This window comes from Rhizobium sp. SSA_523, assembly GCF_030435705.1.
In the GTDB taxonomy this organism is placed as follows: domain Bacteria; phylum Pseudomonadota; class Alphaproteobacteria; order Rhizobiales; family Rhizobiaceae; genus Neorhizobium.
In genome coordinates, this window is sequence record NZ_CP129382.1 from 95037 (window position 1) to 116320 (window position 21284).

The following is a 21284-nucleotide window of genomic DNA, read 5'->3' on the forward strand; positions in this document are numbered from 1 at the left end:
CGTCTCCTTGGGGTTAGCCCGTCAGATGCGGGCGGGGAAAATAGCGCCGGGCCAGGCCTGAGGGCGCGATGACAATCGACAGGGCATAGAAAAGAGCGGCGGTGACGATGATGGTGGGGCCGGAGGCCAATTCGAGGTGATAGGAGGCGATCAGGCCGAGATAGCCGGAGACGAGCGCCGTGGCGGACGCTATGACCAGCATGCGCGACAGCTTGCGGGACCAGAGTTGGGCGATGGCCGCCGGCAGCATCATCAGGCCGACCGCCATCAGCGTGCCGAGCGCCTGGAAGCTCGCCACCAGGTTCAAGACGACCAGCACCAGAAAGGCGATGTGGTAAAACGGGCCGCGCCCGCCGACGGCGCGCAGGAAGCCGGGATCGAAACATTCGGCCACCAGCGGTCGGTAGATCAGCGCCAGCGCCACAAGCGTGACGGTGGTGATCGTGCCGATCTGGATCAGCGCCTGCGCATCGATGGCGAGAATGGTGCCGAACAGCACATGCAGAAGATCGATATTGGAGCCTCGCAGCGACACGATCAGCACGCCGAGCGCGAGCGAGGTCAGGTAGAAGCTGGCAAAACTCGCATCTTCGGCCAGACTGGTCGCCCGGCTGACGGCGCCCGACAGGAGTGCGACGGAGAGGCCGGCAACCAGCCCGCCCAGTCCCATGGCGGTGAGCGACAGCGAGCCGGCCAGCAGGTAGCCGATCGCCGCGCCCGGCAGAACGGCATGGCTGAGCGCATCGCCCATGAGGCTCATGCGCCGCATCATCAGGAAAACGCCAATCGGACCGCAGCCGAGCGAGAGGCAGAGGCAGGCCACCAGCGCCCGGCGCATGAAGCCGTAATCGGCAAAGGGCGCCAGAAAGACCTGGTAGAGAAAGGCGGCATCGACCGTCATGCGGCACCGGCGCAGCGTGTGGCGTCCTCGTCCCAGGCTTCGGCCATGGCGCGCGCCTTGAGAAGATTGGCCGGCGCCATCACCGCCTCGGTCGGCCCCCAGGCAATGAGTTCGCGGGCGATCAGCAGCGTTTCGGGAAAATGTGCGCGGACCTGCTCGAAATCATGCAGCACGGCCACCACGGTGCGCCCTTCGCCATGCCAGCGCGCGACAATCTCCAGAAGGTCGCGCGTGGTGCGGGCATCGATGGCGGTAAAGGGCTCGTCCAGCAGGATCAGCCTTGCATCCTGCAGGAGGAGCCGGGCAAACAGCACGCGCTGGAACTGGCCGGCGGAAAGGGCGCCGATCACCCGCTGCGCAAACCCTTGCAGGCCGACGGCCGCCAGCGCCGCATCTGCTTCCCTGCGGGCAGAGGCCGAGACCCGGCCAAAGGCGCCGCTGCGATGCCAGTCGCCCAGCAGTACCGTGTCCAGAACGGTGATGGGAAAACGGCGGTTGATTTCGGCCGCCTGCGGCAGATAGCCGATCTCGCCGCGCGACAGCGCCTGGCGGATCATGCCCTCGGCGGGGCGCAACTCGCCGATGATCGCCTTCAGAAGCGTTGATTTGCCGGCACCGTTCGGCCCGGCGATCGCCGTGAGGCTGCCGGCTTTCAGGCTGCCGGACAGATGATGCACCGCCGGGTGGCGGTCATAGGCGAGTGTCAGGTTCTGCAGTGTCACCACAGCCGTGGGGGAGCCGGCCGAGGGGGAGCCGGGAGAGGGGGAGTCAACCGAGGGCGCGCCAGGGGCCGCAGCGCGGATCGCCTTGGACCCGCTCATGGCAGCGATACCGCCCAGCCGATCGCAAGCCACAGGAGGGTGAGCAGCAGGGCTGCACCAAGTGCCCGCGATCCGGCATTGGCTTGCAGCAGGCTCGGCGGCGAAGCCTTTGGCGGGGCAGGCGCTCTTGCGGCTTTGCCGGCCTGTGAGGCGCGGATTCGATCAAAGACGGTCAGGACATGCGACGCGAGGAGACGGGATGCGGACACGCGGGATGCGGAAGGGCCGGAGCTGGAAAAGCGGTATCTGGGAAGCCGGTATCGCGAAAGACGGGAGGACGACATGATCTGTCACCTGTTACACTATAACCGTTATGTTATAACAAAAGTGGCAGGAAAATGGCAAGCCATGATGGGCAACCGGGTTGATAACCGGCGGCTCTTATGCCGTCCGCCGGTTTGCCCTTTGCTGGCGAGGATGTGAAAAATTCCTGCTGGTCAAAGGCCTGCCGGTTCGCCGGTCAGAACTCGTTCCAGGTTGCCGAGGCTTCCGCACCGCGCAGCCCCACGGCATTGGCGACTTTCGAGATCATCCGGCGGGCCGGGGAGGCGACCGCCCGGTGGTCGCCGCGGACAGGTTCGGGCCGCTGCGGGCTGGCGCCGTGGCCGGTCTCGCGGGCATCCAGTCGAAATTCCTGGACGATCTCCCGCAGCTTGCGCACCTCACCGGACAAAGCGGAGCTGGCCGCCGTCGATTCCTCGACCATGGCGGCATTCTGCTGCGTCACCTGATCCATCTGGTTGACGGCCGTGTTCACTTCCGCCAGTCCCACCGATTGCTCGCGCGCCGAGGTCGCAATCGCATCCAGCTGATTGTTGATGGTGACCACCTGATCCTCGATCACTTTCAGCGCCTCGCCGGTCTGCTGCACGAGTTTCACGCCGGTACTGACCTCGTTGACCGAATTGCGGATCAGCTCCTTGATCTCCCGCGCCGCCTGCGCCGATCTCTGCGCCAGTTCGCGCACCTCCTGCGCAACCACTGCAAAACCCTTGCCGGCATCCCCGGCGCGTGCGGCTTCCACACCGGCATTCAAGGCCAGGAGATTGGTCTGGAAGGCGATCTCGTCGATGACGCCGATAATGCTGGAGATCTGGTTGGAGGATTCCTCGATGCGCTGCATGGCCGCCACCGCATTGGAGACGACCTCGGCGGAGCGACGGGCGGACTCATTGGCCTGCACGGCCACATTGCGGGCCTCGTCGGTGCGCTTCGAGGAATTGGCGACATTAGTGGTGATCTCGTCGAGCGCGGCGGCGGTCTCCTCCAGCGAGGCGGCCTGCTGCTCGGTGCGCTTCGACAGGTCCTGGGCACTCTGGCTGATCTCGCCGGCGCCGCCATCGATCGAGCCGGTGGCGCGCGCCACTTCCCGCAGGCTCTGCGCCAGCTGGTCCACGGTGGCGTTGAAATCGGCCCGCAGCGGCTCGAACTCCACGGCAAAGGCCTCCGTCAGGCGATAGGTCAGATCGCCGCCGGACAATTGCCGCAGGCCTTCACCGATCCCCATTGTGGCTTTCGCCATGGCCTCGTTGCGAATGCGCTCCTCGTCGGCAAGCCTCTGCCGCTCGCTCTCGGCCAGGAGGCGGTTCTCGTCGGCCTCGTGTTCCAGCTCGCGGGCACGCAGGCCATTGGTGCGGAAGACATCCACGGCCCTTGCCATGCTGCCCACCTCGTCCTTGCGCTCGCATCCCTCGACGACCACCGAAAGGTCGCCATTGGCCAGAACGCCCATGGTTGTCGACAGCATCTGGATGGGCCTGACCAGCCAGGCGCGGACGGACAGGAAGCCACCGATCAGCAGCGCGGCGAGGATGGCGAACACGGAGGCGAGGGTCACGGTCGCCGACCAGCGCACCTGGCTGTTGAGGGCGAGATTGGCATTGGTCGCTTCCGTTACCAGTTTATTGCCGATCTCGGTGAATCGCGGCGCGATGGCGGCGAAAGCCGGCTGGCACTCCTTCAGGAAGGCGGCTTGCGCGGCCGCAATCTCGGAATCGGTATTGGAAAACCTGGCCAGCTCGGTGGAGGCGGCGCATGCGCCGTCGACCACCGCCAATCCGTCGGTCTTCAATTGCCTGATTTCGGGATTATCGGGCGCCGCGGCGATTGCCACATCGATGCGTTCGATGAAATCGGCGCGCGACTGCAGCAGTTCCCTGCGGGCCTGGCCGCTCAGATCTTCCGAGCGCGACATCTGCAGGTCGCCGATTCGGGCGCGCACGCCTTGCAAGGCGCTGCTGCCGCGGCCAACGAAGAGCGCAGTCCTGGCGGGTCCGGCCAGAAGGCCGCTATAGGCTGCGTCGATATCGGAGGCCTGGTGGGACTGGTAAAGGCTCGTTCCGACGGAAATCATTCCGAAGAAGGCCATGATGACAAGAAATTTTCCAACAATGGGGAGGTTCTTCACAAGCGGACTCCTGCTCCTGGTGCTGCCATGGTCCCCGGATACGATCATCGCCCGGAACGGCGGTTCAAAGGGAAATGCGGGGCCGCAGGCCGCTCGGGCGCGTGCCGTCTCCGCACAGGTCCTGATTTTTCCCTGGCCTCATGCAATGAAAAATCATTGGCGAAGAAGTGAACGAGAATGCTTTCCGGCGTATTAAAAGAAAAAAGCAGATCTGCTATAGTATAAATCTGTGTAATTATAGTTATTCGATCGTTATTATATGTAGTTTGCTTTTATGTGAACGTGCAGACCATGAAAAAAAGGCGGCCTTAAAGGACCGCCTTCTTTATTTCGCTTCTGGTGGTATTAGAGACCGCGCGGCTTAGCGCTCAGACCTGTTCCAGCATGGCCGCTGCGCCGGACACCGTGGCCTGGCCGGGGCTTTCCTCGACATTGAGGGCTTTGACCACGCCATCTTCCACCAGCATGGAATAGCGCTTGGAGCGCGTGCCGAGGCCGCCGGCCGAAAGATCGGCATCGAGGCCGATCGCCTTGGTGAAGCCGGCATCCCAGTCGGACAGGAAATGGATCTTGCCCATGCCGCCGCTCTTTTCGGCCCAGGCGCCCATGACGAAATGATCGTTGACGGCAACCACGGCAATATCATCGACGCCACGTTCCAGAAGCGCATCGCGGTTTTCCAGATAACCCGGCAGATGGTTCAGCGTGCAGGTGGGGGTGAAGGCGCCAGGTACGGCGAAGAGCACCACTTTCTTGCCCTTGAACAGGCTGTCGGTGGTCACCTCCACCGGTCCATCGGCGGTCTTTTCCTTGAAAGTGGCAGCGGGCAGGCGGTCGCCAACGGCAATGGTCATGAACGTCTCCTTGTCCTCGAAACAGTCAGGGTCTTCGACAAAATCAGGATCCTCGCGAAGATCGGCGTCTTCGCACGAGCCGGCCTCTCTTCACGATCGGCCGGCACTGATCGGGAGCGACTATAGGGCGAGGTCAATCGAAGGCAAGCGAGGTTTCCATGGCGCGCCCGCCGGCCATGACCAGAAGGTCGAAGCGGGCTGTCTTCGGATCGAAGGTCGGCGAGGGCTTCGGCAGCGGCATGCCGACATGGTAGAGCCCGTCCTCGGCATGCCGGCCATTGACCTGGTCGAGCAGAACCAGCCCGCCGGGCCCGACCGCGTAGATCACCGGGGCGCTTTCGGCCTTTGGCAGTTTCAGGGCCAGTTCCAGCAGCCGTCCATCGTCGGACAGGCCATGCCTGGCCACGGAAAAGCCGGGCGAGGGCGCCTCCGGCACGGATTTCAGCGCCCGGTCGAGAATGAGGTTTTCCTGCAGCGGCAGGGCTGTCTGGCCGGTCAGGTCAAGCGCGAAATCCGCCTGGAAGGGAATGCAGATATTGCGGCAGAGCCCGATAAAGACCGAGGCGTTCACGGCCACGGGCCGGCTTTTATCCTTGATCGACATGCGGAAGGGCAGGGCGACCGGGTGATCATAGCCCATATCCCGCACGCCGCCTTCCTCGAAGGCTTTCGGCACGGGAAAATCGAGCGCGTCCAGCGTGATGCCGAGCCCCGGCGAAAGCGTCAGCTGCGGCTGGATGCCGGCCTCGCCCGGCTGTTTCCAATAGGTGATCCAGCCGGCCTTCGGCTCGATCTGCAGGGCGCCGCGCAGCGTGCCGTCCGGTTCGGGCGGCAGCGCAATGATGCGCATGCGGCCGCCCTCATTCTCCGCCCAGGCGGTCATGGCAGCCTGGCCGGCAAAGGCCGGCAACAGGGTCATGGCAGCCAAAGTGAGGCTCAGTTTCAAGCGAGAACGGGTGAACAGGGTTCGCATCGGCATGGCAGATACCTAGTTCACTTGTGCTGGCCTCACCAGTCACATCGACATCGACCTGATCATTTTCGGTTGATTGATCGCGGGGACTGCCCCATCTTCATAACCAAGGGCTTCCCATGAAGCCGCCCGCCCACGGGCCGGGCCTACCGAAACAGGAGGCACGATGGCATTCTCAGCACTGACGGAAAAGCGCGATCGTTTGAAGGAAGAGGGGGCCGACCGCGAGCGTGGCTTTCTCGACGGGCAGTTCCTCATTGCCATGCCGGGCATGCAGGATGGCAATTTCGCCCGCGCGGTCGTCTATATCTGCGCCCATTCGCCCGCCGGCGCCATGGGCTTCATCATCAATCGGCCGCAGTCGATCTCGTTCACGGAGATCCTGCTGCACCTGAAGCTGGTCGACCAGCCGGAGGCGATCATGCTGCCCGGCGCCACCCGCGATTTTCCGATTCTCGAAGGCGGCCCGGTCGAGACCGGACGCGGCTTCGTGCTGCATTCGGACGATTACGTCGGTGAAAGCAGCATCCCCGTCAGCGACGATATCTCGCTCACCGCCACGCTCGATATCGTGCGGGCCATATGCGATGGCCGCGGGCCGCGCCGCGCCACCATGCTGCTCGGCTATGCCGGCTGGGGACCGGGCCAGCTGGAGGGCGAAATCGCCGCCAATGGCTGGCTGAACTGCCCGGCGACTGAGGAGCTGATCTTCGACCGCGCGCTGGAAGGCAAATATGAGCGGGCTTTGGCCCTTCTCGGCGTCAGCCCGGAAATGCTCTCGACCGAGGCCGGTCACGCCTGATCGCGTGACCGTGGCCGATCTTGGCCTGTCTCGGCCTCTCTCGGCCCGTCTCGCGGAACCAGATTGCGGGCTTTGCGTTCTCCCTGTCGAAGGCGCTGCAGCAAGCAACGCTAACAACCAAGGAGAAGCACCATGGGTAGCATGAGCGACAAGGTCAGCGGCAAGGCCAATGAATTGACCGGCAAGGCAAAGCAGGCAGTCGGCGACGCAACCGACAACCGTTCCATGGAAGCCGATGGCGCACGCCAGGAAGCCAAGGGCAAGGCCCAGCACGCCAAGGGCGAGCTGAAGGATGCCGCGAAGGACGTGGTAGACCGCGCCTGACGCCCCCTTTATTTTGTCATTCCCTCGAAGCCTGTTCCGCCTTTTCTGGCGGGGCAGGTTTTTATGTCTTCTCCATCCTGTTGAGCGGTCAGATAAATGCGCCTCTTCGAATGTGACCATTGCGGCCAGACGATCCATTTCGACAATCGGGTCTGCGTCAATTGCGGGCAGCGCCTGGCCTTCGTGCCGGAGCGCCTGGTTCTCCACGCGCTCGCCGAGGAGGAGAATGGCGTCTTCAATCTGATGGCGCGACCGGAGGTGAAGGTTCGCCTTTGCGCCAATCATGTCCAGGATATCTGCAACTGGACCGTTCCCGCCGAGGGCACTGAGACCTTTTGCGCGGCCTGCCGCCACAACCGGCTGGTGCCGGATGCCTCGACCGAGGAAGGCCTGTCGCAATGGCGGCGGATCAGCCAGGCCCAGCGGCATCTTTTTTACTCGCTTCTGAAATGGGGCCTGCCGGTTTCCACCCGCGCGGAAGATCCCGAAGGCGGCCTGGTCTTCGATTTCCTCGTCGACGAGGTGAAGCCGGATGGCACGGTGGTGCCGGCAATGACCGGCCATGAGGACGGTCTGATCGCCATTCGCGCCGCCGAGGCCGATGATGTGACCCGCGAGGCGGTGCGCGTATCGATGAGCGAACCCTACCGCACCATGCTCGGTCACTTCCGCCACGAGACGGGCCATTACATCTGGGACAAGCTGGTGCGCGATCGCGATCGCCTCGATCCGTTCCGTCTGGCCTTTGGCGATGAACGCGCCGATTATGCCGAGGCGCTGCAGAAGAATTACCAGGACGGTCCGCCCGCCAATTGGCAGGAGGATTTCATCAGCACCTATGCCGCCTCCCATCCCTGGGAGGATTTCGCCGAATGCTTCGCCCATTATGTGCATATCGTCGATACGCTGGAAACGGCCCGGGCCTTCGGCATGGCGATCGATCCGCGCGGCCATCTGGATCTCAGCGCCAAGGTCGCCTTCGATCCGTACCGGGCGCAGGACGCGCAGCAGCTCGTCGATGCCTGGGTGCCCTTCAGCGTGGCATTGAACAGCATTCACCGCTCGATGGGCGTGCCGGACCTCTATCCTTTCATCCTGACGCCGACCGTGGTCGCCAAGCTGGAATTCATCCATGGCGTGGTGCATGCGCGGCAGTAGTGTGCAGGCAGTAGTGTGCAGGCAATAGGCAATAGGCAATAGGCAATAGGCAATAGGCAATAGGCAGTAGGCAGTAGGCAATAGTGAGCGAATAGCGAATAGCGAATAGGGACGGGCGATCATTGATTGCTGCCGCAGCGCGGATGGTCCCCCTCTCCCCTTGGGGAGAGGGTCGCCGAGCTTTAGCGGAGGCGGGGTGAGGGCGACATCGATCCCCAATCCCTATTCGCTACTCGCTACTCGCTACTCGCTACTCGCTATTCGCTCACTATTGCCTACTGCCTACTGCCTACTGCCTATTGCCTACTGCCTACTGCCTACTCCTCACGCCCGCTTGGTCAGCGGGAAACGCTCCTTCAGCAGGCGCTGCACGGCGTCGGAGGGCATGGGCGAGCCGAAGAGATAGCTCTGGCCGAAATGGCATCCCATCTTCAACAGGTTGGCGGCATCCTCATCGCTGGTGATCCCTTCGGCGACAATGGTCATGTCCATTGCCCGGGTCATGCCGATGACGGAGCGCAGCAGCACCTGGCCGCGGTCGGACCCGTCGACCACGAGGCTGCGGTCCAGCTTGATCGTGTCGAATGGCAATTGCGTGAGGTGACCGAGCGAGGAATAGCCGGTGCCGAAATCATCGAGCGCCAGGCTGACGCCGATATCGCTGAGCTTGGAGAGAATGAGCCGCGCCTGTTCCGGATTTTCCAGCATCATGGATTCGGTCAGTTCCAGCTTCAGCCGGTCGGGCGCGCAATGCGAGCGGCTGAGCAGCGAGCGGATCTCGTTGAACAGATCGGCATTCAGCAATTGCGCGCTGGACAGGTTGACGGAGACGAAGATCGGCAGCACGCCCGTCTGCTTCTCCCAGCTCATCAGGTCGGCAATGGCGCATTCCAGGGCAAACATGCCGAGCGGCTCGATCAGGTCCGAGGTCTCGGCAATCGGTATGAACTCGCTCGGCGGAATCGTGCCGCGCTTCGGATGCTCCCAGCGCATCAGCGCCTCGAAGCCGCCGATTTCCCCGTCATTCAGGCGGATGATCGGCTGGTAGGCCAGCGAAAGCTCCTTGCGGTCGATGGCGCGGCGCAGATCGGTCTCGATCTGCAGCCGGTCCGACACGCTATTGGTGCGGAAGGCCGGCCGGAACGGCTCCACCCGGTTGCCGCCGCCCCGCTTGGCACGGTACATGGCAAGCTCGGCATTGCTCAGCATGCCGGCGGCGTTTTCCTGCTGATCGACAAAGGAACACAGGCCGATGGAGGCGGTCAGGATGACTTCGCGATTGGCGAAATTGATCGGCACGCGGATCGCCTCGCTCACCGCCTCGGCAAAATCGGCAATGCGGGCCGGATCCTGCTCGCAGGCGAGGATCAGGCCGAACTGGTCGCCGGAAATGCGGGCCAGCGTGTCCTGCGGCTTCAGCAGACGGCGCAGCCGCCGCGTGAGCGCGATCAGGATATTGTCGCCGGCCGCGATCCCCAGCACATCATTGACCTGCTTGTAGCGGTCGATATCGATGGCGATCACCGTCGGGCGCACGGCATCGGCGGTATTGGCAAGCGCCAGCACCGCCTGCAGGCGGTCGAGGAAGAGCTGGCGGTTGGGCAGGCCGGTCAGATTGTCGTGCAGCGCATCCGACAAGAGCCGCTCGACCGAATTTTTCGGTTCCGTCACATCGATGATCGTGCCGACGCAGCGGATGATCTCGCCATTGGAGCCGAGAACCGGCCGCGCGCGGATCTGCAGCCAGTGGAAATGACCGTCCTCGGCGCGAATGCGGAATTCATGGTTCAGCCGTCCCTTGCGCTGCTCCAGAAGCACGTCCAGCGTCGCCTTGAAGCGGTCGCGGTCATCTGGATGCAGGCGCGGCAGCCAATTGCGCACCGGCCCGTGCATGCTGGCCGGCGCCAGGCCGAGCAGCATCGAGATATCCGGCGTGGTCACCACGCGGTCGCGCGCCACATCCCAGTCCCAAACGGTGTCGCCGCTGCCCATCAGAGCCAGCGATTGCCGTTCGAGATCGGAAAACAGGCCCTGCTGATAGGCGCCGCCGGCAAAGGCGTGCTGCATCACGGTAAAGCCGATCAGTAGGACGATCAGCACCAGGCCGCCGCCGAGCGCCGGCTGGATGATGTCATTGTCGAGCTGGCCGCTGACGGTCAGCCAGCCGCCGAACAGCCAGACGAGAATGAGCGTCCAGCTGGGCACGAGAAGGATCGCCCGGTCGTAGCGGTTAAGGCCGAGATAGATGATCAGCGCAATGCCGGCCGTCGCCGTCAGCGACAGCGAGATGCGCGCAATTCCGGCGGCGATCGAGGGATCGTAGATCGCCACGCCGAATACCAGGCCGAGGCCGATCACCCAGGCAAAGCTCGCATAGCCCAGATGCACGTGCCAGCGGCTGAGATTGAGATAGGCGAAGAGGAAGATCACCAGGGAGGAGGCAAGTGCCACCTCGGCACAGGCACGCCAGATGCGCACATCGCTGGAAGTGATGGTGATGAGCTTTTCGAGAAAGCCGAAATCGACGCAGATATAGGCCAGCACAGCCCAGGCCAGGGCCGCGGCCGCCGGCAGCATGGAGGTGCCCTTGACGACGAAGAGAATGGTCAGGAACACGGCCAGCAGGCCGGCAATGCCAAGCACGATGCCGCGATAGAGCGTGAAGGAGTTGACCGTATCCTTGTAGGCATCCGGCTGCCAGAGATAGAGCTGCGGCAGTTCCGGCGTTGTCAGCTCCGCCACGAAGGTCACGACGGCGCCGGGATTGAGGGTGATGCGGAAGACATCGGCATCCGGGCTCGGCACGCGATCCAGCGCAAAGCCCTCCGACGGCGTGATGGCATTGATGCGCTGCGAGCCGAGATCCGGCCAGATGATCTTGGAATCCACCAGCCGGAAATGCGGCGCCACGATCACCCGCTCCAGCTGCTCCTCCGACACATTGGCCAGCGCGAAGACCGCCCAGTCGCCCTGATGGCCCGGATTGGAGGAACGCACCTCGATGCGCCGGCGGATGCCGTCGGAGCCGGCAGCGGTGGAAACCTGGAAGGCCTCGCCCTGGTTGACATAGATATCGGTGGTTGCGGTCAGATCGAGCGCAGTATCGTCGCGCGAGATTTTCACCGGTTCGAAGGCGAGCGCCTCGCCCATGGGCAGCGTCGCAGCCAGAAGCGTCAGCGCCACCAGCCACAGAGCAAGGCAAAGGCGGCCGCAGGCAAGCTTCGGCAGAAAGCGGACACTCGTCATGGTTCTGTCCGCATCCTGTCTTTCAGCGCCTGCATGTCGTCTCCCGCCAGCAGCGAATAGAGGATGTGGTCCCGCCACTCGCCATTTATTTTGAGATATTGCCGCAACAGACCTTCCCGTTCGAAACCGGCCTTTTGCAGAAGCCGTATGCTCTTCCAATTGTCCGGAATACAGGCTGCCTCTATGCGGTGCAACTCAAGCCCGGAAAACACATAGGGTACTACAAGGCGGAGTGCGGCAAACATATGACCCTGGCCGGCATGTCGTTCGCCCATCCAGTAGCCGACCATGCAGCTTTGCGCGGCACCGCGGCGGATATAGCCGATGGTAATGCCGCCCAACAGGGCGGCGTCGCGCCGGCGGAAGAGGAAAAGCGGCACGGCAAGGCCGGAGGCAAATTCCTGTGCATTGCGCGTCACGCGGGTGCGGAACGCGGCTTCGGTCAGTTCGTCATGGCGCCAGGTCGGCTCCCAGGGCTGCAGGAAGGCCCGGCTCTCGGACCTCAGCGCATACCATTGCCGATAATCCGAGGCGCGCGGCAGGCGAAGCAGATGGTGATCGCCATACAGTTCCGGTGATTCCGGTTGACGCGATAAAAACCGAAAGACCGATCTCGTCATGCGTTAAACAATCCGCTCCGGTTGAAGCGCCCGCCCTCAGCCCGTTGCCGTCTGCGTTCCGAAGCCCGGCGAGGAAAGCGCCGCCCTGATGTCTGAAAGCGGTGCGAGATTTTCGACCGGACCGATGGCCGACATTGTGGGAACTGTATCGAAAAACAGGCGTCCGGCAAGATCGGTCAGCCTTTGCGGCGTGATGCCGGCCAGCCGTTCCATCATCTCGACATTGGGAATGATGCGGCCATACAGGATCATCTGCCGGGCAATCTGGCCGGCGCGCGCCGCCGGGCTTTCCTGGCCCATCAGAAGCTGGGCGCGGATCTGCGCACGGGCCCGGTCGATCTCCACCGTCTCGATCGTGTCGGAGGCCTTGCGCAATTCATCGAGAATGACCGGCACCAGCTGCGGCAGGTCTTCGCCGCCGGTTGCGGCATGGATCCCGAAAATGCCCGTATCGGAAAAACCCCAATGGAAGGCGTAGACCGAATAGCAGAGGCCGCGATGCTCGCGCACCTCCTGGAAGAGGCGCGAGGACATGCCGCCGCCGAGGATATTGGCGAGGATCTGCGAACAGTAGAAATCACGCATATGGTACGCCTTGCCCTCGAAGCCGATGAGCAGTTGCGTATCCATGAGGTCGCGCGTCTCGCGCACATCGCCGCCGAGATAGCGGGCCGGCTCGAAGACCGGGCTTTCGGCGGGCGAGCTGGGCAGCAGCGCGAACCGCTCTTCCACCTGCCGCACGAGCACGTCGTGATCCACGGCGCCAGCGGCGACCACGAACATGCGGTCCGTCGTATAGTTGCGCGACAGATAGCCGCGGATCTGGTTCGGCGTGAAGGATTTCACCGTCTCCGGCGTGCCGAGGATCGGCCGGCCGATCGTCTGGCCGCGATAGGCGACTTCGGAGAAGCGGTCGAAGACCACATCGTCCGGCGTGTCGTTGGCGGCCCCGATCTCTTGCAGGATCACATGCTTTTCCCGCTCCAGTTCCTCGTCCTCGAAAGCGGATTCGGTCAGGATATCGGCCAGGATGTCGATGGCCAGCGGCACATGGTCCTTCAGGACGCGCGCATAGTAGGATGTGGTTTCGGTCGAGGTCGCAGCGTTCAGTTCGCCGCCGACATTCTCGATCTCCTCGGCGATCTGGCGGGCGCTGCGCCGCGCCGTGCCCTTGAAGGCCATATGCTCGAGGAGATGGGCGATGCCATGCTCGTTCTCGGTCTCGTTGCGCGATCCGGACTTGATCCACACGCCGAGAGCAACGCTCTCCAGATGCGGCATATTCTGGGTCACGACGGTCAACCCGGAGGCAAGCCGGGTGATTTCAACATTCATTGTCGGTCTTTCCGGCACTTCGCGCCTGTTCAAGCTGTCGCTCGGGCATGCTGGCGGATGAAGGTTTCCACCGCCTTAAGCTCAGGCTCCAACAGATCGAAGTGCTCCTCCCTGCTCATAAGATCAGCGAGCCATGATGGGAGCGACGGCGAAATTCCGCAAGCGGATTCTACCGCAGCGGGGAACTTGGCCGGATGCGCCGTGGCCAGGACCACCATGGGACTGCTGGCGCGCTGATGTTTGCGGGCGACGAAAACCGCGGTCGCGGTATGCGGATCGAGCAGATAGCCGCTATTGGCCAGCGTCTGGCGAATGGTGTCGGCAACCTGTTTCTGCGTCGCCCGGCCGGCACGGAATTCCTTGCGGATGGCCTTCAGCGCCTCCGGTGCGATTTCGAAGGCACCCGACTGGCGCAGCCCGGCCATGGCCGAGCGCACGACGCTTGCATCGCGTCCATGAGCCTCGAACAGCAGGCGTTCGAAATTGGACGAGATCTGGATATCCATGGAGGGTGAGGTGGTCGCCATGACCGGCTTCATTTCGTAGCGCCCGGTCTTCAGGGTGCGGACGAGAATGTCGTTGTCATTCGTCGCCACCACCAGTCTTTCGATCGGCAGGCCCATGCGCTTGGCCACATAGCCGGCGAAAACATCGCCGAAATTGCCGGTCGGGACGGTGAAGGAGACCTTGCGGTCCGGCGCGCCGAGCGCGATCGCCGCGGTAAAATAATAGACCACCTGCGCCATGATGCGGGCCCAGTTGATCGAATTGACGCCGGACAGGCGCACGCCGTCGCGAAACGCCTTGTCGTTGAACATGGCCTTCACCAGATCCTGGCAATCGTCGAAATTGCCGTTCACCGCCAGCGCATGGACATTCGCCTGGCCGGATGTCGTCATCTGCCGCTGCTGCACGGGCGAAACCTTGCCCTGCGGGAAGAGGATGAAGACGTCGGTGCGCTCGCGCCCGGCAAAGGCGTCGATCGCCGCGCCGCCGGTATCGCCCGATGTCGCCCCGACGATGGTGGCGCGTTCGCCGCGTTCGGCCAGCACATGGTCCATCAGCCTTGCCAGCAATTGCATCGCCACATCCTTGAAGGCGAGCGTGGTGCCGTGGAAGAGCTCCAGCACGAAATCATTCGGGCCTGTCTGCACCAGCGGCACGACGGCCGGATGGCGGAAGGTCGCATAGGCCTCGTCGATCATGGCGCGCAGTGCCGCATCATCGATCTCGCCCACCGTGAAGCGCGAAATCACCGCAAAGGCCACATCCTCGTAGCGCTGGCCGCGCAGGCTGCGGATCTCCTTCTTCGACAGAACCGGCCACTCACGCGGCAGATAAAGTCCGCCATCGGAGGCGAGACCGGCCAGAAGTGCGTCGCGAAAGCCGAGTGCGGGCGCTTCGCCGCGGGTCGAGATATAGTCCAAGATGCTGATCCCAAAGCAAGATGAGGCAGGAAAGCCGAGGCGATGTGCAGGCTCCGCGGAAAGCTTTCGGCCGGACCGCAAAGGGTTGCGAAGGGCGTCCCCCAGGGTCCGTGCCGGGCTTGCGGTGACCGGCTTGACCGGTGGCGCCGGCGCCGGCAGAGCGTCTCATCAAAATTCGGCTGTCTTGCCAATCGATTTTTTCGTGCGCCGCTGGTATAGACCACTAAAATTTGCTGTGAAAGCCCGCAATTCAGTATTCCGGGACGTTCAAGAGATAAAGGGTCGCAGTCACGTGTCTGGCAGGTCATCGCTCAAGTTTGTTTCGCTGTCGCTTCTCGCCGCGCTCGCCGGCTGCAACTCCTCTTCCCCGACGGGAGGGCTCGATCTCGGCCAGGACGCGGCGCAGCAGCCCGTCACGCCGGTGGTGCAGGCCTATTGCCCCTCGCTGGTGATGAACGACCTGACGGCCATCCGCAGCACCTATGTCGGCAATGCAAGGGACGATGATGAAAAGCTCATCTACCGCGCCTCGCTCGCCGATGCCACGCGCGCCTGCACGGCCAATGAATCGACTCTGACCATCACCGTGATGGCGCAGGGCCGCATCGTTCTCGGCGCCGCCGGCAAGCCTGGCCCCGTCCGGCTGCCGGTTCTGGTGGAAGTGCTGGAAGGCGACAATGTGATCTATTCCAAGGTCGCCGACTTCACCGTCAATGTGCCGCCGGAGGGCTCCACGCAATTCCTCTTCAGCAAGGATGACGTGGCCATTCCCAACACGGCCGGCGGCATTTCGCGCTTCACCCGCGTTCGTCTCGGCTTCGAGGAGCAGGGCACGGCGGGCAAGGCCGCGCGCCGGACCCGCTGATTGCCTCCAGCCAACCGGATCAAGCTAATTGGTTCAAGCCAACCGGCTCCGCCTGTTGGACTCTGCGAGACGGACCTGGTCGGATCGGCTCAGACGGCGCCCGTCCATTGCGACAGGGCGTCGAGCGTGGCGGGCAGGTCGCTCATGCGCGCAATCACCGTTTCGGCTCCGGCATCGGTCAGCCGGTCGGCATGGCTCGGATAGGTATGCGACGCGCCGGTGAAGCCGATCACCCGGCAGCCGGCGGCAACCGCGCCATGGATGCCGTGCACTGAATCCTCGATCACCACTGTGCGCGAGGCGTGGACCTTGAAGACATCGATGGCATGCAGGAATATGTCCGGACGCGGCTTGACCCGGTCGGCTCCGAGATCCTTGGCGGAAAAGATATTCGGCGCGAAATAGGGCTTCAGCCCCACTTTGGTCAGCATCAGGTCCAGCCGGTGGCTCGAGGAATTGGAGCAGATGCAGGCCTGGGTGCGGATGCGCGACAGCGCCAGCTTGACACCCTCGATGACCTTCACATCCCGCTCCAGCCGCGCATCCAGCAATTTCTCGGACCTGTCGATCAGCGAGGCGGATAGCGGAATGTTCACCTCCTGCTCGATGGCCAGGAGAATGTTCTTCCATGTCATGCCGGCAAAGCGCTCGCCCATTTCTTCCGCGCTGATCGGATAGCCCGCCTCGGTCAGAAGGCGCGATTCAACCTGCGCCGCGATGATCTCCGAATCGACCAATACGCCGTCGCAGTCGAAAATGATGAGGTCGAATTCGCTCATGTCAGAAGTGCTCTTTCGTCAAATCCTGGGATAAGGGGTCGTGCCTGACCTACACGAGGCGGGCGGCGATAACAATCAGGCGGCGTCGACCCTGTCGGCACGATTGCCGTTTCGGGTGTCGGCGCGGCCGTCCTTCCGGGCATCGTCGGAGGCGGAAAGCGGGAAGAGGGCGAGGAAGCGGCTCTCCCCCTCGCGGGTGAAGCGGATCGCGCGTCCCGCCGGCTCGCGCTTTGCCAGACCCTTTGCGAGAATATGCGACAGAAGCGCCTTGCCAAGCGAACCGGACAAATGGAAGCGCCGCTCGCTCCAGTCGAGGCAGCATTTGCACAGCGGCCGGCGCGCCGTCTCCAGCGCATCGACGTCGATCCCCATGTCGCAGACATAGGTCCGGCCGGCCGCAGTCAGCAGGGGCCTGTCATCCTCGATTGCAAGGGCGCCGCCTTCGATCAGGCTGTCCAGCATGCGCACGCCGAAATCGCCGGCCAGGTGATCGTAGCAGATGCGCGCCTGGCGCAACGCCTCATCCTTCGGGCCGGGCCGGTGACGCATATGGCCGCGGGTCGCGGCGAAGCCCATGATGTTCTCGATGAGATGCGCGACGGAACTGTCGGCAAGCGCGAAATAGCGGTGGCGGCCCTGCCGGCGCTGGGCGATCAGCCCGCCATCCTCCAGCCTCGAAAGATGGGCGCTGGCCGTCGGCAGCGTCACGCCGGCGCTTCCCGCCAGTTCGGTGGCCGTGAGCGCGCGCCCGTCCATCAGCGCCGTCAGCATATTGGCGCGGGCCGGGTCGCCGATCAGCATCCCGATGCGGGCAATGTCGGGTCCTTCTTTCATACTTCGATGGTAACCGAAGCATCATTGTTCGGCAATAGGGCAATCTACGGCGTGTCGTGCAAGGGCCTTCAGCGGTTTTGCGGTAACGACATGCGAAAAAACAAAGACTTGATACTCCCGGCACTGGAGACGACACTGATGATCACCTGCTTCATCCGCTACGAAATCGATCCTTTCAAGCACAGCCAGTTCGCAGATTATGCCAGGGCCTGGGGCCAGGCCATTCCCCGCTGCGGCGCCGATCTTATCGGCTATTTCGCCCCGCACGAGGGCTCGGCCACCACGGCTTACGGTGTCTATTCGATCGAAAGCCTCGCCGCCTACGAGGCCTATCGCGGCCGGCTCTCGCAGGATCCGCTGGGGCGGGAGAATTACGCCTTCGCCAGCCGCGAGCGCTTCATCCTGAAGGAGGATCGAATCTTCCTGCGCAACGTATCGCTGCCGCATGGCCCGGGAGTGGCGACATGATCGCCGTCATCTTCGAAGTCGTGCCCTATATGGGCCAGCGTCACCGCTATCTCGACCTTGCCGGAGAGCTGCGCCGGGAGCTGGAGACGATCGACGGCTTCATATCGATCGAACGCTTCGAAAGCCTCACCCTGCGCGGCAAGCTCCTGTCGCTGTCCTTCTGGCGCGACGAGGAGGCGGTGAAGGCCTGGCGCAATGCCGAAGCCCATCGGGCCGCGCAAAGGGAAGGGCGCCGCGAGGTCTTCGCCGATTATCGCCTGCGTATCGGCCTTGTGCTGCGCGATTACGGCATGTTCGAACGCGCTGAGGCGCCGGTGGATGGAGGGGAGGCAGAGCTCGCATCTTAAGCTTCGCCGATTTCCAACTGGATTGCCGCGATGGCCACGCCCAGTTTCGGCAATTCATCCATGATCACACCCCAGATGATCGGCTCGGACAGGCCGTAATATTCGTGCCTCAGGATATTGCCGATACCCCGGATTTTCGACCAGGGAATGTCGGGGTGCCGGTTCTGCAGATCTTCTGGTATCCGCCGGCTGGCTTCGGAGATGATCTCGATGGCGCGTTCGGCGCCCATCTTCAGAAGGAAGTCGGACTGATAATCGGCAAACGTCTTCCCCGCAACCGCCGCTTCGAGCATTCGGATCGTAGAGCTTATGTCATACAGGAAATGGCGGATGTCTCTGACCATCAGAAGATCTGCTCGGCGGAGGCGACGATCTTATCCTTCAGGATGGGATGCAGGCTGTCGCGCGTCGTCACGTCCACATCCGTCCGCAACTCTTCCTCAAGAAACAGCTTGATGCCGACGAGATCGAGCGCATTGAATCGTGACTTCGGATCATAATCGATGAACAGGTCGAGATCGCTCGTCTCCTTGGCCTCGTCCCGAACCACCGAACCGAACAGGTAAAGCGAAGTCGCGCCGAGTGCGCGGATGGCGTCGGCCCTCTCTGTCAGCTGTCTGATCGCATCGGCTTTTCGCATGGCGCCAATCTAGCGAAAAGCCGCGCGTCTTGCCATCGCGAATATTTCGCACAGGTTTCGCCAGCTCTTCAGCCTTTGGTAACCAAACTAGGTAACCATAACAGTCTGTAAATGTACTAGAGTCAGCGTTCAGCGAGTATCAGATGGCATCCGTTCTTCCGCTTAAGGATCTGAAGGCCCAGGCCAAGGCTCAGGTTCGTCCCGACACCTGGCTGAATACCATCATCAAGGGCGATTGCGTTGCCGCCCTCGACGCGCTTCCTGATCAGTCGGTCGACGTGATCTTTGCCGACCCACCCTATAATCTCCAGCTCGGCGGCATGCTGCACCGGCCGGACCAGTCGGTCGTCGACGCGGTCAACGACGATTGGGACCAGTTCGAAAGCTTCCAGGCCTATGACGCCTTCACCCGGGCCTGGCTTCTGGCCTGCCGCCGCGTGCTGAAGCCGAATGGCACGATCTGGGTCATCGGCTCCTATCACAATATTTTCCGCGTCGGTTCCGTGCTGCAGGATCTCTCCTTCTGGATCCTCAACGATGTCGTCTGGCGCAAGACCAATCCCATGCCCAATTTCAAGGGGCGCCGCTTCCAGAACGCGCATGAGACCCTGATCTGGGCGAGCCGCGATGCGAAGGCCAAATCCTACACCTTCAATTACGATGCGCTGAAGGCCTCCAACGACGACGTGCAGATGCGCTCCGACTGGCTGTTTCCCATCTGCTCGGGCCATGAGCGGCTGAAGGATGAGGACGGCAGGAAGGCGCATCCGACCCAGAAGCCCGAGGCGCTTCTGGCGCGCATCATCATGGCATCCACCAAGCCGGGCGATGTCATTCTGGATCCCTTCTTCGGATCGGGAACGACGGGCGCCGTTGCCAAACGGCTTGGCCGCAATTTCGTCGGCATCGAACGCGAGCAGGATTATATCGACGCCGCCTCCACCCGCATCGCCGCCGTCGAACCGCTCGGCAAGGTTGAACTGACCGTGCTCTCCGGCAAGAAGGCCGAACCGCGCGTCGCCTTCAACACGCTGGTCGAAAGCGGTCTGGTCAAGCCCGGCCAGGTGCTGAGCGATGCCAAGCGCCGCGTCAGTGCCATCATCCGTGCCGATGGAACCCTGGTCTGCGGCGGCGAGGCAGGATCGATCCACCGGGTGGGCGCCAAGGTTCAGGGTTTTGATACCTGCAATGGCTGGACCTTCTGGCATTATGAGGATGAAGGCGCCCTGAAGCCGATCGATGCGCTGCGCACGCTCGTCCGGAAGGACATGGCCGCGCTCGACTGAGCTGGCGTCCTTCGCCTTCGGCACGCCCTGTCAACGGCTTCGGCTGGCTCTTGCGATCCACCGCCATGCCAGCATTCGGCCTTTTCGGTCATGTACTCCAGTCCCGAGACGGCCGAAGCGCCCGGACCTTTATGAAAGGTGCCGGGCGCTGCCTTGTTCTATGCCCTGCCTTGCCTTGCCGCCTTGCCTTGCCTTGCCGCCTTGCCTTGCGTGGCCGGCTTGCTGTCACTTTTCGCCAGACCCGCACCTCTGCTATGAAGGCCCTATCGGGAGGAAAGCAGCAAACGCCGCGCCAGCCGGCGTCACCGGTGGGAATGAGCCGCACCGGCCGAGGCAGAGGCTCTGCTCCCGATCAGGAGTGACTGCATGTGGTGGATACCATTAAGCATCACGCTGACGATATGGAAAACCCGCACGAGCTGGCGAACTAGCGTGCGGGTGACATTCCGTATCTAAGCGAAACGGGTCGGGAGTCCTACCTCTCGACCCACTCCTGCATTATAGCAGATCGATGTTCGGTTTCAACATCACTGCCTTGCGCCCGTTTCAGACGGAAAAGCCGTAGTCAGCAAAATCGGCCCGAAGCCTCGCCGCATCAAAAAATTGCACCGTCTGCCAGCCGGCCTTCCTGGCGCCTTCGACATTGGCCGCGGTATCGTCGATGAACAGCGTGCGTGACGGCTCGAGACCAAAGGTCCTGGCATGCAGCCGGTAGATCTCGACATCCGGCTTGATCAGCTTGACCTCGCCGGAAACGGTGATGCCGCGCGATCGGTTGAGGAAGGGATAGAGTTTGCGGGCATGCACGAATGTATCGGCGGCAAAATTGGTCAGCATGGTCACATCCAGCCCCTGGTCGATCAGGCTCTCGAAGATCGCGACGCTGTCATCATAGGCATAGGGCACCATTTCGGGCCAGAACTTGCGGAAGGAACGAACGCGCTCCTCCTGTCCGGGAAAGGTCTTGATCAGTTCCGCTTCGGCCTCAGCCCAGTCGCGCCCGCGATCCTGCTCCAGGTTCCAGTCATGCGTGCAGACCGTGTCGAAGAATTGCTGGCGCTCCTGGTCGTCGGGGATGAGACGGCGGAAGGGCAGCGTCGGGTCGTAATGGATCAGAACCTTGCCGATATCGAAGACGATGTGGTCGATCTTCGCGCTCATGATATCTTCCTCTTCCACTCGTAAAATAAGGCTTTT

Annotated in this window: 21 protein-coding genes; 7 read left to right on the forward strand and 14 right to left on the reverse strand. The window is 62.8% G+C overall.

All coding sequences use genetic code 11. The annotated features are described in order from the left end of the window. Positions 1–13 precede the first annotated feature (13 nt). The 5 genes from QTJ18_RS08740 to QTJ18_RS08760 form a co-directional block, all read right to left on the reverse strand. A complete protein-coding gene (locus QTJ18_RS08740) occupies positions 14–901 on the reverse strand; it encodes a metal ABC transporter permease (protein WP_252751790.1) in 888 nt (295 codons plus the stop codon). Continuing rightward, positions 898–1722 (reverse strand): metal ABC transporter ATP-binding protein, encoded by an 825-nt coding sequence (locus QTJ18_RS08745; protein ID WP_252751789.1) that lies wholly within the window; start codon positions 1720–1722, stop codon positions 898–900. The genes QTJ18_RS08740 and QTJ18_RS08745 overlap by 4 nt, the downstream gene beginning before the upstream one ends. A gap of 460 nt (positions 1723–2182) precedes the next feature. Further along, positions 2183–4129, reverse strand: a complete 1947-nt coding sequence (locus QTJ18_RS08750) for a methyl-accepting chemotaxis protein (protein WP_252751788.1) — start codon at positions 4127–4129, stop codon at positions 2183–2185. A 368-nt stretch (positions 4130–4497) separates the two neighbouring features. Beyond that, positions 4498–4983, reverse strand: a complete 486-nt coding sequence (locus QTJ18_RS08755; protein ID WP_252751787.1) for a peroxiredoxin — start codon at positions 4981–4983, stop codon at positions 4498–4500. Between the two features lie 133 nt (positions 4984–5116). Next, a complete protein-coding gene (locus tag QTJ18_RS08760) occupies positions 5117–5962 on the reverse strand; it encodes a protein-disulfide reductase DsbD domain-containing protein (protein WP_252751786.1) in 846 nt (281 codons plus the stop codon). Positions 5963–6122: 160 nt separating this feature from the next. On the opposite strand from QTJ18_RS08760, the gene QTJ18_RS08765 reads away from it, so the two are divergent. The 3 genes from QTJ18_RS08765 to QTJ18_RS08775 all read left to right on the forward strand — a co-directional run bounded on the left by QTJ18_RS08765 (position 6123) and on the right by QTJ18_RS08775 (position 8240). Further along, positions 6123–6758 carry a YqgE/AlgH family protein gene (locus QTJ18_RS08765; RefSeq protein ID WP_252751785.1) on the forward strand — a complete coding sequence of 212 codons (636 nt, stop codon included), beginning with the start codon at positions 6123–6125 and terminating at the stop codon, positions 6756–6758. A 132-nt stretch (positions 6759–6890) separates the two neighbouring features. Continuing rightward, positions 6891–7082 (forward strand): CsbD family protein, encoded by a 192-nt coding sequence (locus tag QTJ18_RS08770; protein ID WP_252751784.1) that lies wholly within the window; start codon positions 6891–6893, stop codon positions 7080–7082. Positions 7083–7178: 96 nt separating this feature from the next. Further along, a complete protein-coding gene (locus QTJ18_RS08775; RefSeq protein WP_252751783.1) occupies positions 7179–8240 on the forward strand; it encodes a zinc-binding metallopeptidase family protein in 1062 nt (353 codons plus the stop codon). A gap of 324 nt (positions 8241–8564) precedes the next feature. On the opposite strand, the gene QTJ18_RS08780 is transcribed toward QTJ18_RS08775, so the two are convergent. From QTJ18_RS08780 to thrC, 4 genes are read right to left on the reverse strand one after another with little or no spacing between them, the layout of a single operon-like run. After that, entirely contained in the window at positions 8565–11486 is a 2922-nt protein-coding gene (locus QTJ18_RS08780) for an EAL domain-containing protein (protein WP_252751782.1), read from the reverse strand. Then, positions 11483–12106 (reverse strand): GNAT family N-acetyltransferase, encoded by a 624-nt coding sequence (locus QTJ18_RS08785; RefSeq protein WP_252751781.1) that lies wholly within the window; start codon positions 12104–12106, stop codon positions 11483–11485. The genes QTJ18_RS08780 and QTJ18_RS08785 overlap by 4 nt, the downstream gene beginning before the upstream one ends. 36 nt (positions 12107–12142) lie before the next feature. Further along, positions 12143–13441 carry a M16 family metallopeptidase gene (locus QTJ18_RS08790; protein WP_252751780.1) on the reverse strand — a complete coding sequence of 433 codons (1299 nt, stop codon included), beginning with the start codon at positions 13439–13441 and terminating at the stop codon, positions 12143–12145. Positions 13442–13470: 29 nt separating this feature from the next. Then, positions 13471–14877 (reverse strand): threonine synthase, encoded by a 1407-nt coding sequence (thrC, locus tag QTJ18_RS08795; RefSeq protein ID WP_252751917.1) that lies wholly within the window; start codon positions 14875–14877, stop codon positions 13471–13473. Positions 14878–15160: 283 nt separating this feature from the next. Here thrC and QTJ18_RS08800 point away from each other — a divergent pair, with 283 nt between their 5' ends. Beyond that, positions 15161–15733 (forward strand): PilZ domain-containing protein, encoded by a 573-nt coding sequence (locus QTJ18_RS08800; RefSeq protein ID WP_252751779.1) that lies wholly within the window; start codon positions 15161–15163, stop codon positions 15731–15733. An 89-nt stretch (positions 15734–15822) separates the two neighbouring features. On the opposite strand, the gene QTJ18_RS08805 is transcribed toward QTJ18_RS08800, so the two are convergent. Beyond that, entirely contained in the window at positions 15823–16512 is a 690-nt protein-coding gene (locus QTJ18_RS08805) for an HAD family hydrolase (protein WP_252751778.1), read from the reverse strand. Positions 16513–16587: 75 nt separating this feature from the next. Then, the gene (locus QTJ18_RS08810) at positions 16588–17346 is read right to left on the reverse strand and encodes an ArsR/SmtB family transcription factor (RefSeq protein WP_252751777.1); all 759 of its coding nucleotides are present in this window, start codon (positions 17344–17346) and stop codon (positions 16588–16590) included. Positions 17347–17484: 138 nt separating this feature from the next. On the opposite strand from QTJ18_RS08810, the gene QTJ18_RS08815 reads away from it, so the two are divergent. Further along, positions 17485–17814 carry an NIPSNAP family protein gene (locus tag QTJ18_RS08815; RefSeq protein ID WP_252751776.1) on the forward strand — a complete coding sequence of 110 codons (330 nt, stop codon included), beginning with the start codon at positions 17485–17487 and terminating at the stop codon, positions 17812–17814. Next, on the forward strand, positions 17811–18161 hold the full coding sequence (locus QTJ18_RS08820) for an antibiotic biosynthesis monooxygenase family protein (RefSeq protein WP_252751775.1): 351 nt from the start codon (positions 17811–17813) through the stop codon (positions 18159–18161). The genes QTJ18_RS08815 and QTJ18_RS08820 overlap by 4 nt, the downstream gene beginning before the upstream one ends. Here the strand turns inward: QTJ18_RS08820 and QTJ18_RS08825 are convergent. Together QTJ18_RS08825 and QTJ18_RS08830 are read right to left on the reverse strand one after the other, a co-directional pair. Further along, complete coding sequence (locus tag QTJ18_RS08825; RefSeq protein ID WP_252751774.1) at positions 18158–18505, reverse strand: HepT-like ribonuclease domain-containing protein; 348 nt, start codon at positions 18503–18505, stop codon at positions 18158–18160. The two genes, QTJ18_RS08820 and QTJ18_RS08825, sit on opposite strands and share 4 nt — an antisense overlap. Continuing rightward, positions 18505–18801, reverse strand: a complete 297-nt coding sequence (locus QTJ18_RS08830; protein ID WP_252751773.1) for a nucleotidyltransferase family protein — start codon at positions 18799–18801, stop codon at positions 18505–18507. The genes QTJ18_RS08825 and QTJ18_RS08830 overlap by 1 nt, the downstream gene beginning before the upstream one ends. Positions 18802–18944: 143 nt before the next feature. Here QTJ18_RS08830 and QTJ18_RS08835 point away from each other — a divergent pair, with 143 nt between their 5' ends. Next, positions 18945–20087 (forward strand): site-specific DNA-methyltransferase, encoded by a 1143-nt coding sequence (locus tag QTJ18_RS08835; protein ID WP_252751772.1) that lies wholly within the window; start codon positions 18945–18947, stop codon positions 20085–20087. Between the two features lie 546 nt (positions 20088–20633). On the opposite strand, the gene QTJ18_RS08840 is transcribed toward QTJ18_RS08835, so the two are convergent. After that, positions 20634–21248: an HAD family hydrolase gene (locus QTJ18_RS08840; protein WP_252751771.1), complete on the reverse strand. Its 615-nt coding sequence runs from the start codon at positions 21246–21248 to the stop codon at positions 20634–20636. Positions 21249–21284: the final 36 nt, after the last annotated feature.

Bases quoted from the DNA above. Each gene is read 5' to 3' on its own strand.
- QTJ18_RS08740 (WP_252751790.1), bottom strand. From the start codon at position 901: ATGACGGTCGATGCCGCCTTTCTCTACCAGGTCTTTCTGGCGCCCTTT.
- QTJ18_RS08745 (WP_252751789.1), bottom strand. From the start codon at position 1,722: ATGAGCGGGTCCAAGGCGATCCGCGCTGCGGCCCCTGGCGCGCCCTCG.
- QTJ18_RS08755 (WP_252751787.1), bottom strand. From the start codon at position 4,983: ATGACCATTGCCGTTGGCGACCGCCTGCCCGCTGCCACTTTCAAGGAA.
- QTJ18_RS08760 (WP_252751786.1), bottom strand. From the start codon at position 5,962: ATGCCGATGCGAACCCTGTTCACCCGTTCTCGCTTGAAACTGAGCCTC.
- QTJ18_RS08765 (WP_252751785.1), top strand. From the start codon at position 6,123: ATGGCATTCTCAGCACTGACGGAAAAGCGCGATCGTTTGAAGGAAGAG.
- QTJ18_RS08770 (WP_252751784.1), top strand. From the start codon at position 6,891: ATGGGTAGCATGAGCGACAAGGTCAGCGGCAAGGCCAATGAATTGACC.
- QTJ18_RS08775 (WP_252751783.1), top strand. From the start codon at position 7,179: ATGCGCCTCTTCGAATGTGACCATTGCGGCCAGACGATCCATTTCGAC.
- QTJ18_RS08780 (WP_252751782.1), bottom strand. From the start codon at position 11,486: ATGACGAGTGTCCGCTTTCTGCCGAAGCTTGCCTGCGGCCGCCTTTGC.
- QTJ18_RS08785 (WP_252751781.1), bottom strand. From the start codon at position 12,106: ATGACGAGATCGGTCTTTCGGTTTTTATCGCGTCAACCGGAATCACCG.
- QTJ18_RS08790 (WP_252751780.1), bottom strand. From the start codon at position 13,441: ATGAATGTTGAAATCACCCGGCTTGCCTCCGGGTTGACCGTCGTGACC.
- QTJ18_RS08805 (WP_252751778.1), bottom strand. From the start codon at position 16,512: ATGAGCGAATTCGACCTCATCATTTTCGACTGCGACGGCGTATTGGTC.
- QTJ18_RS08810 (WP_252751777.1), bottom strand. From the start codon at position 17,346: ATGAAAGAAGGACCCGACATTGCCCGCATCGGGATGCTGATCGGCGAC.
- QTJ18_RS08815 (WP_252751776.1), top strand. From the start codon at position 17,485: ATGATCACCTGCTTCATCCGCTACGAAATCGATCCTTTCAAGCACAGC.
- QTJ18_RS08820 (WP_252751775.1), top strand. From the start codon at position 17,811: ATGATCGCCGTCATCTTCGAAGTCGTGCCCTATATGGGCCAGCGTCAC.
- QTJ18_RS08825 (WP_252751774.1), bottom strand. From the start codon at position 18,505: ATGGTCAGAGACATCCGCCATTTCCTGTATGACATAAGCTCTACGATC.
- QTJ18_RS08830 (WP_252751773.1), bottom strand. From the start codon at position 18,801: ATGCGAAAAGCCGATGCGATCAGACAGCTGACAGAGAGGGCCGACGCC.
- QTJ18_RS08835 (WP_252751772.1), top strand. From the start codon at position 18,945: ATGGCATCCGTTCTTCCGCTTAAGGATCTGAAGGCCCAGGCCAAGGCT.
- QTJ18_RS08840 (WP_252751771.1), bottom strand. From the start codon at position 21,248: ATGAGCGCGAAGATCGACCACATCGTCTTCGATATCGGCAAGGTTCTG.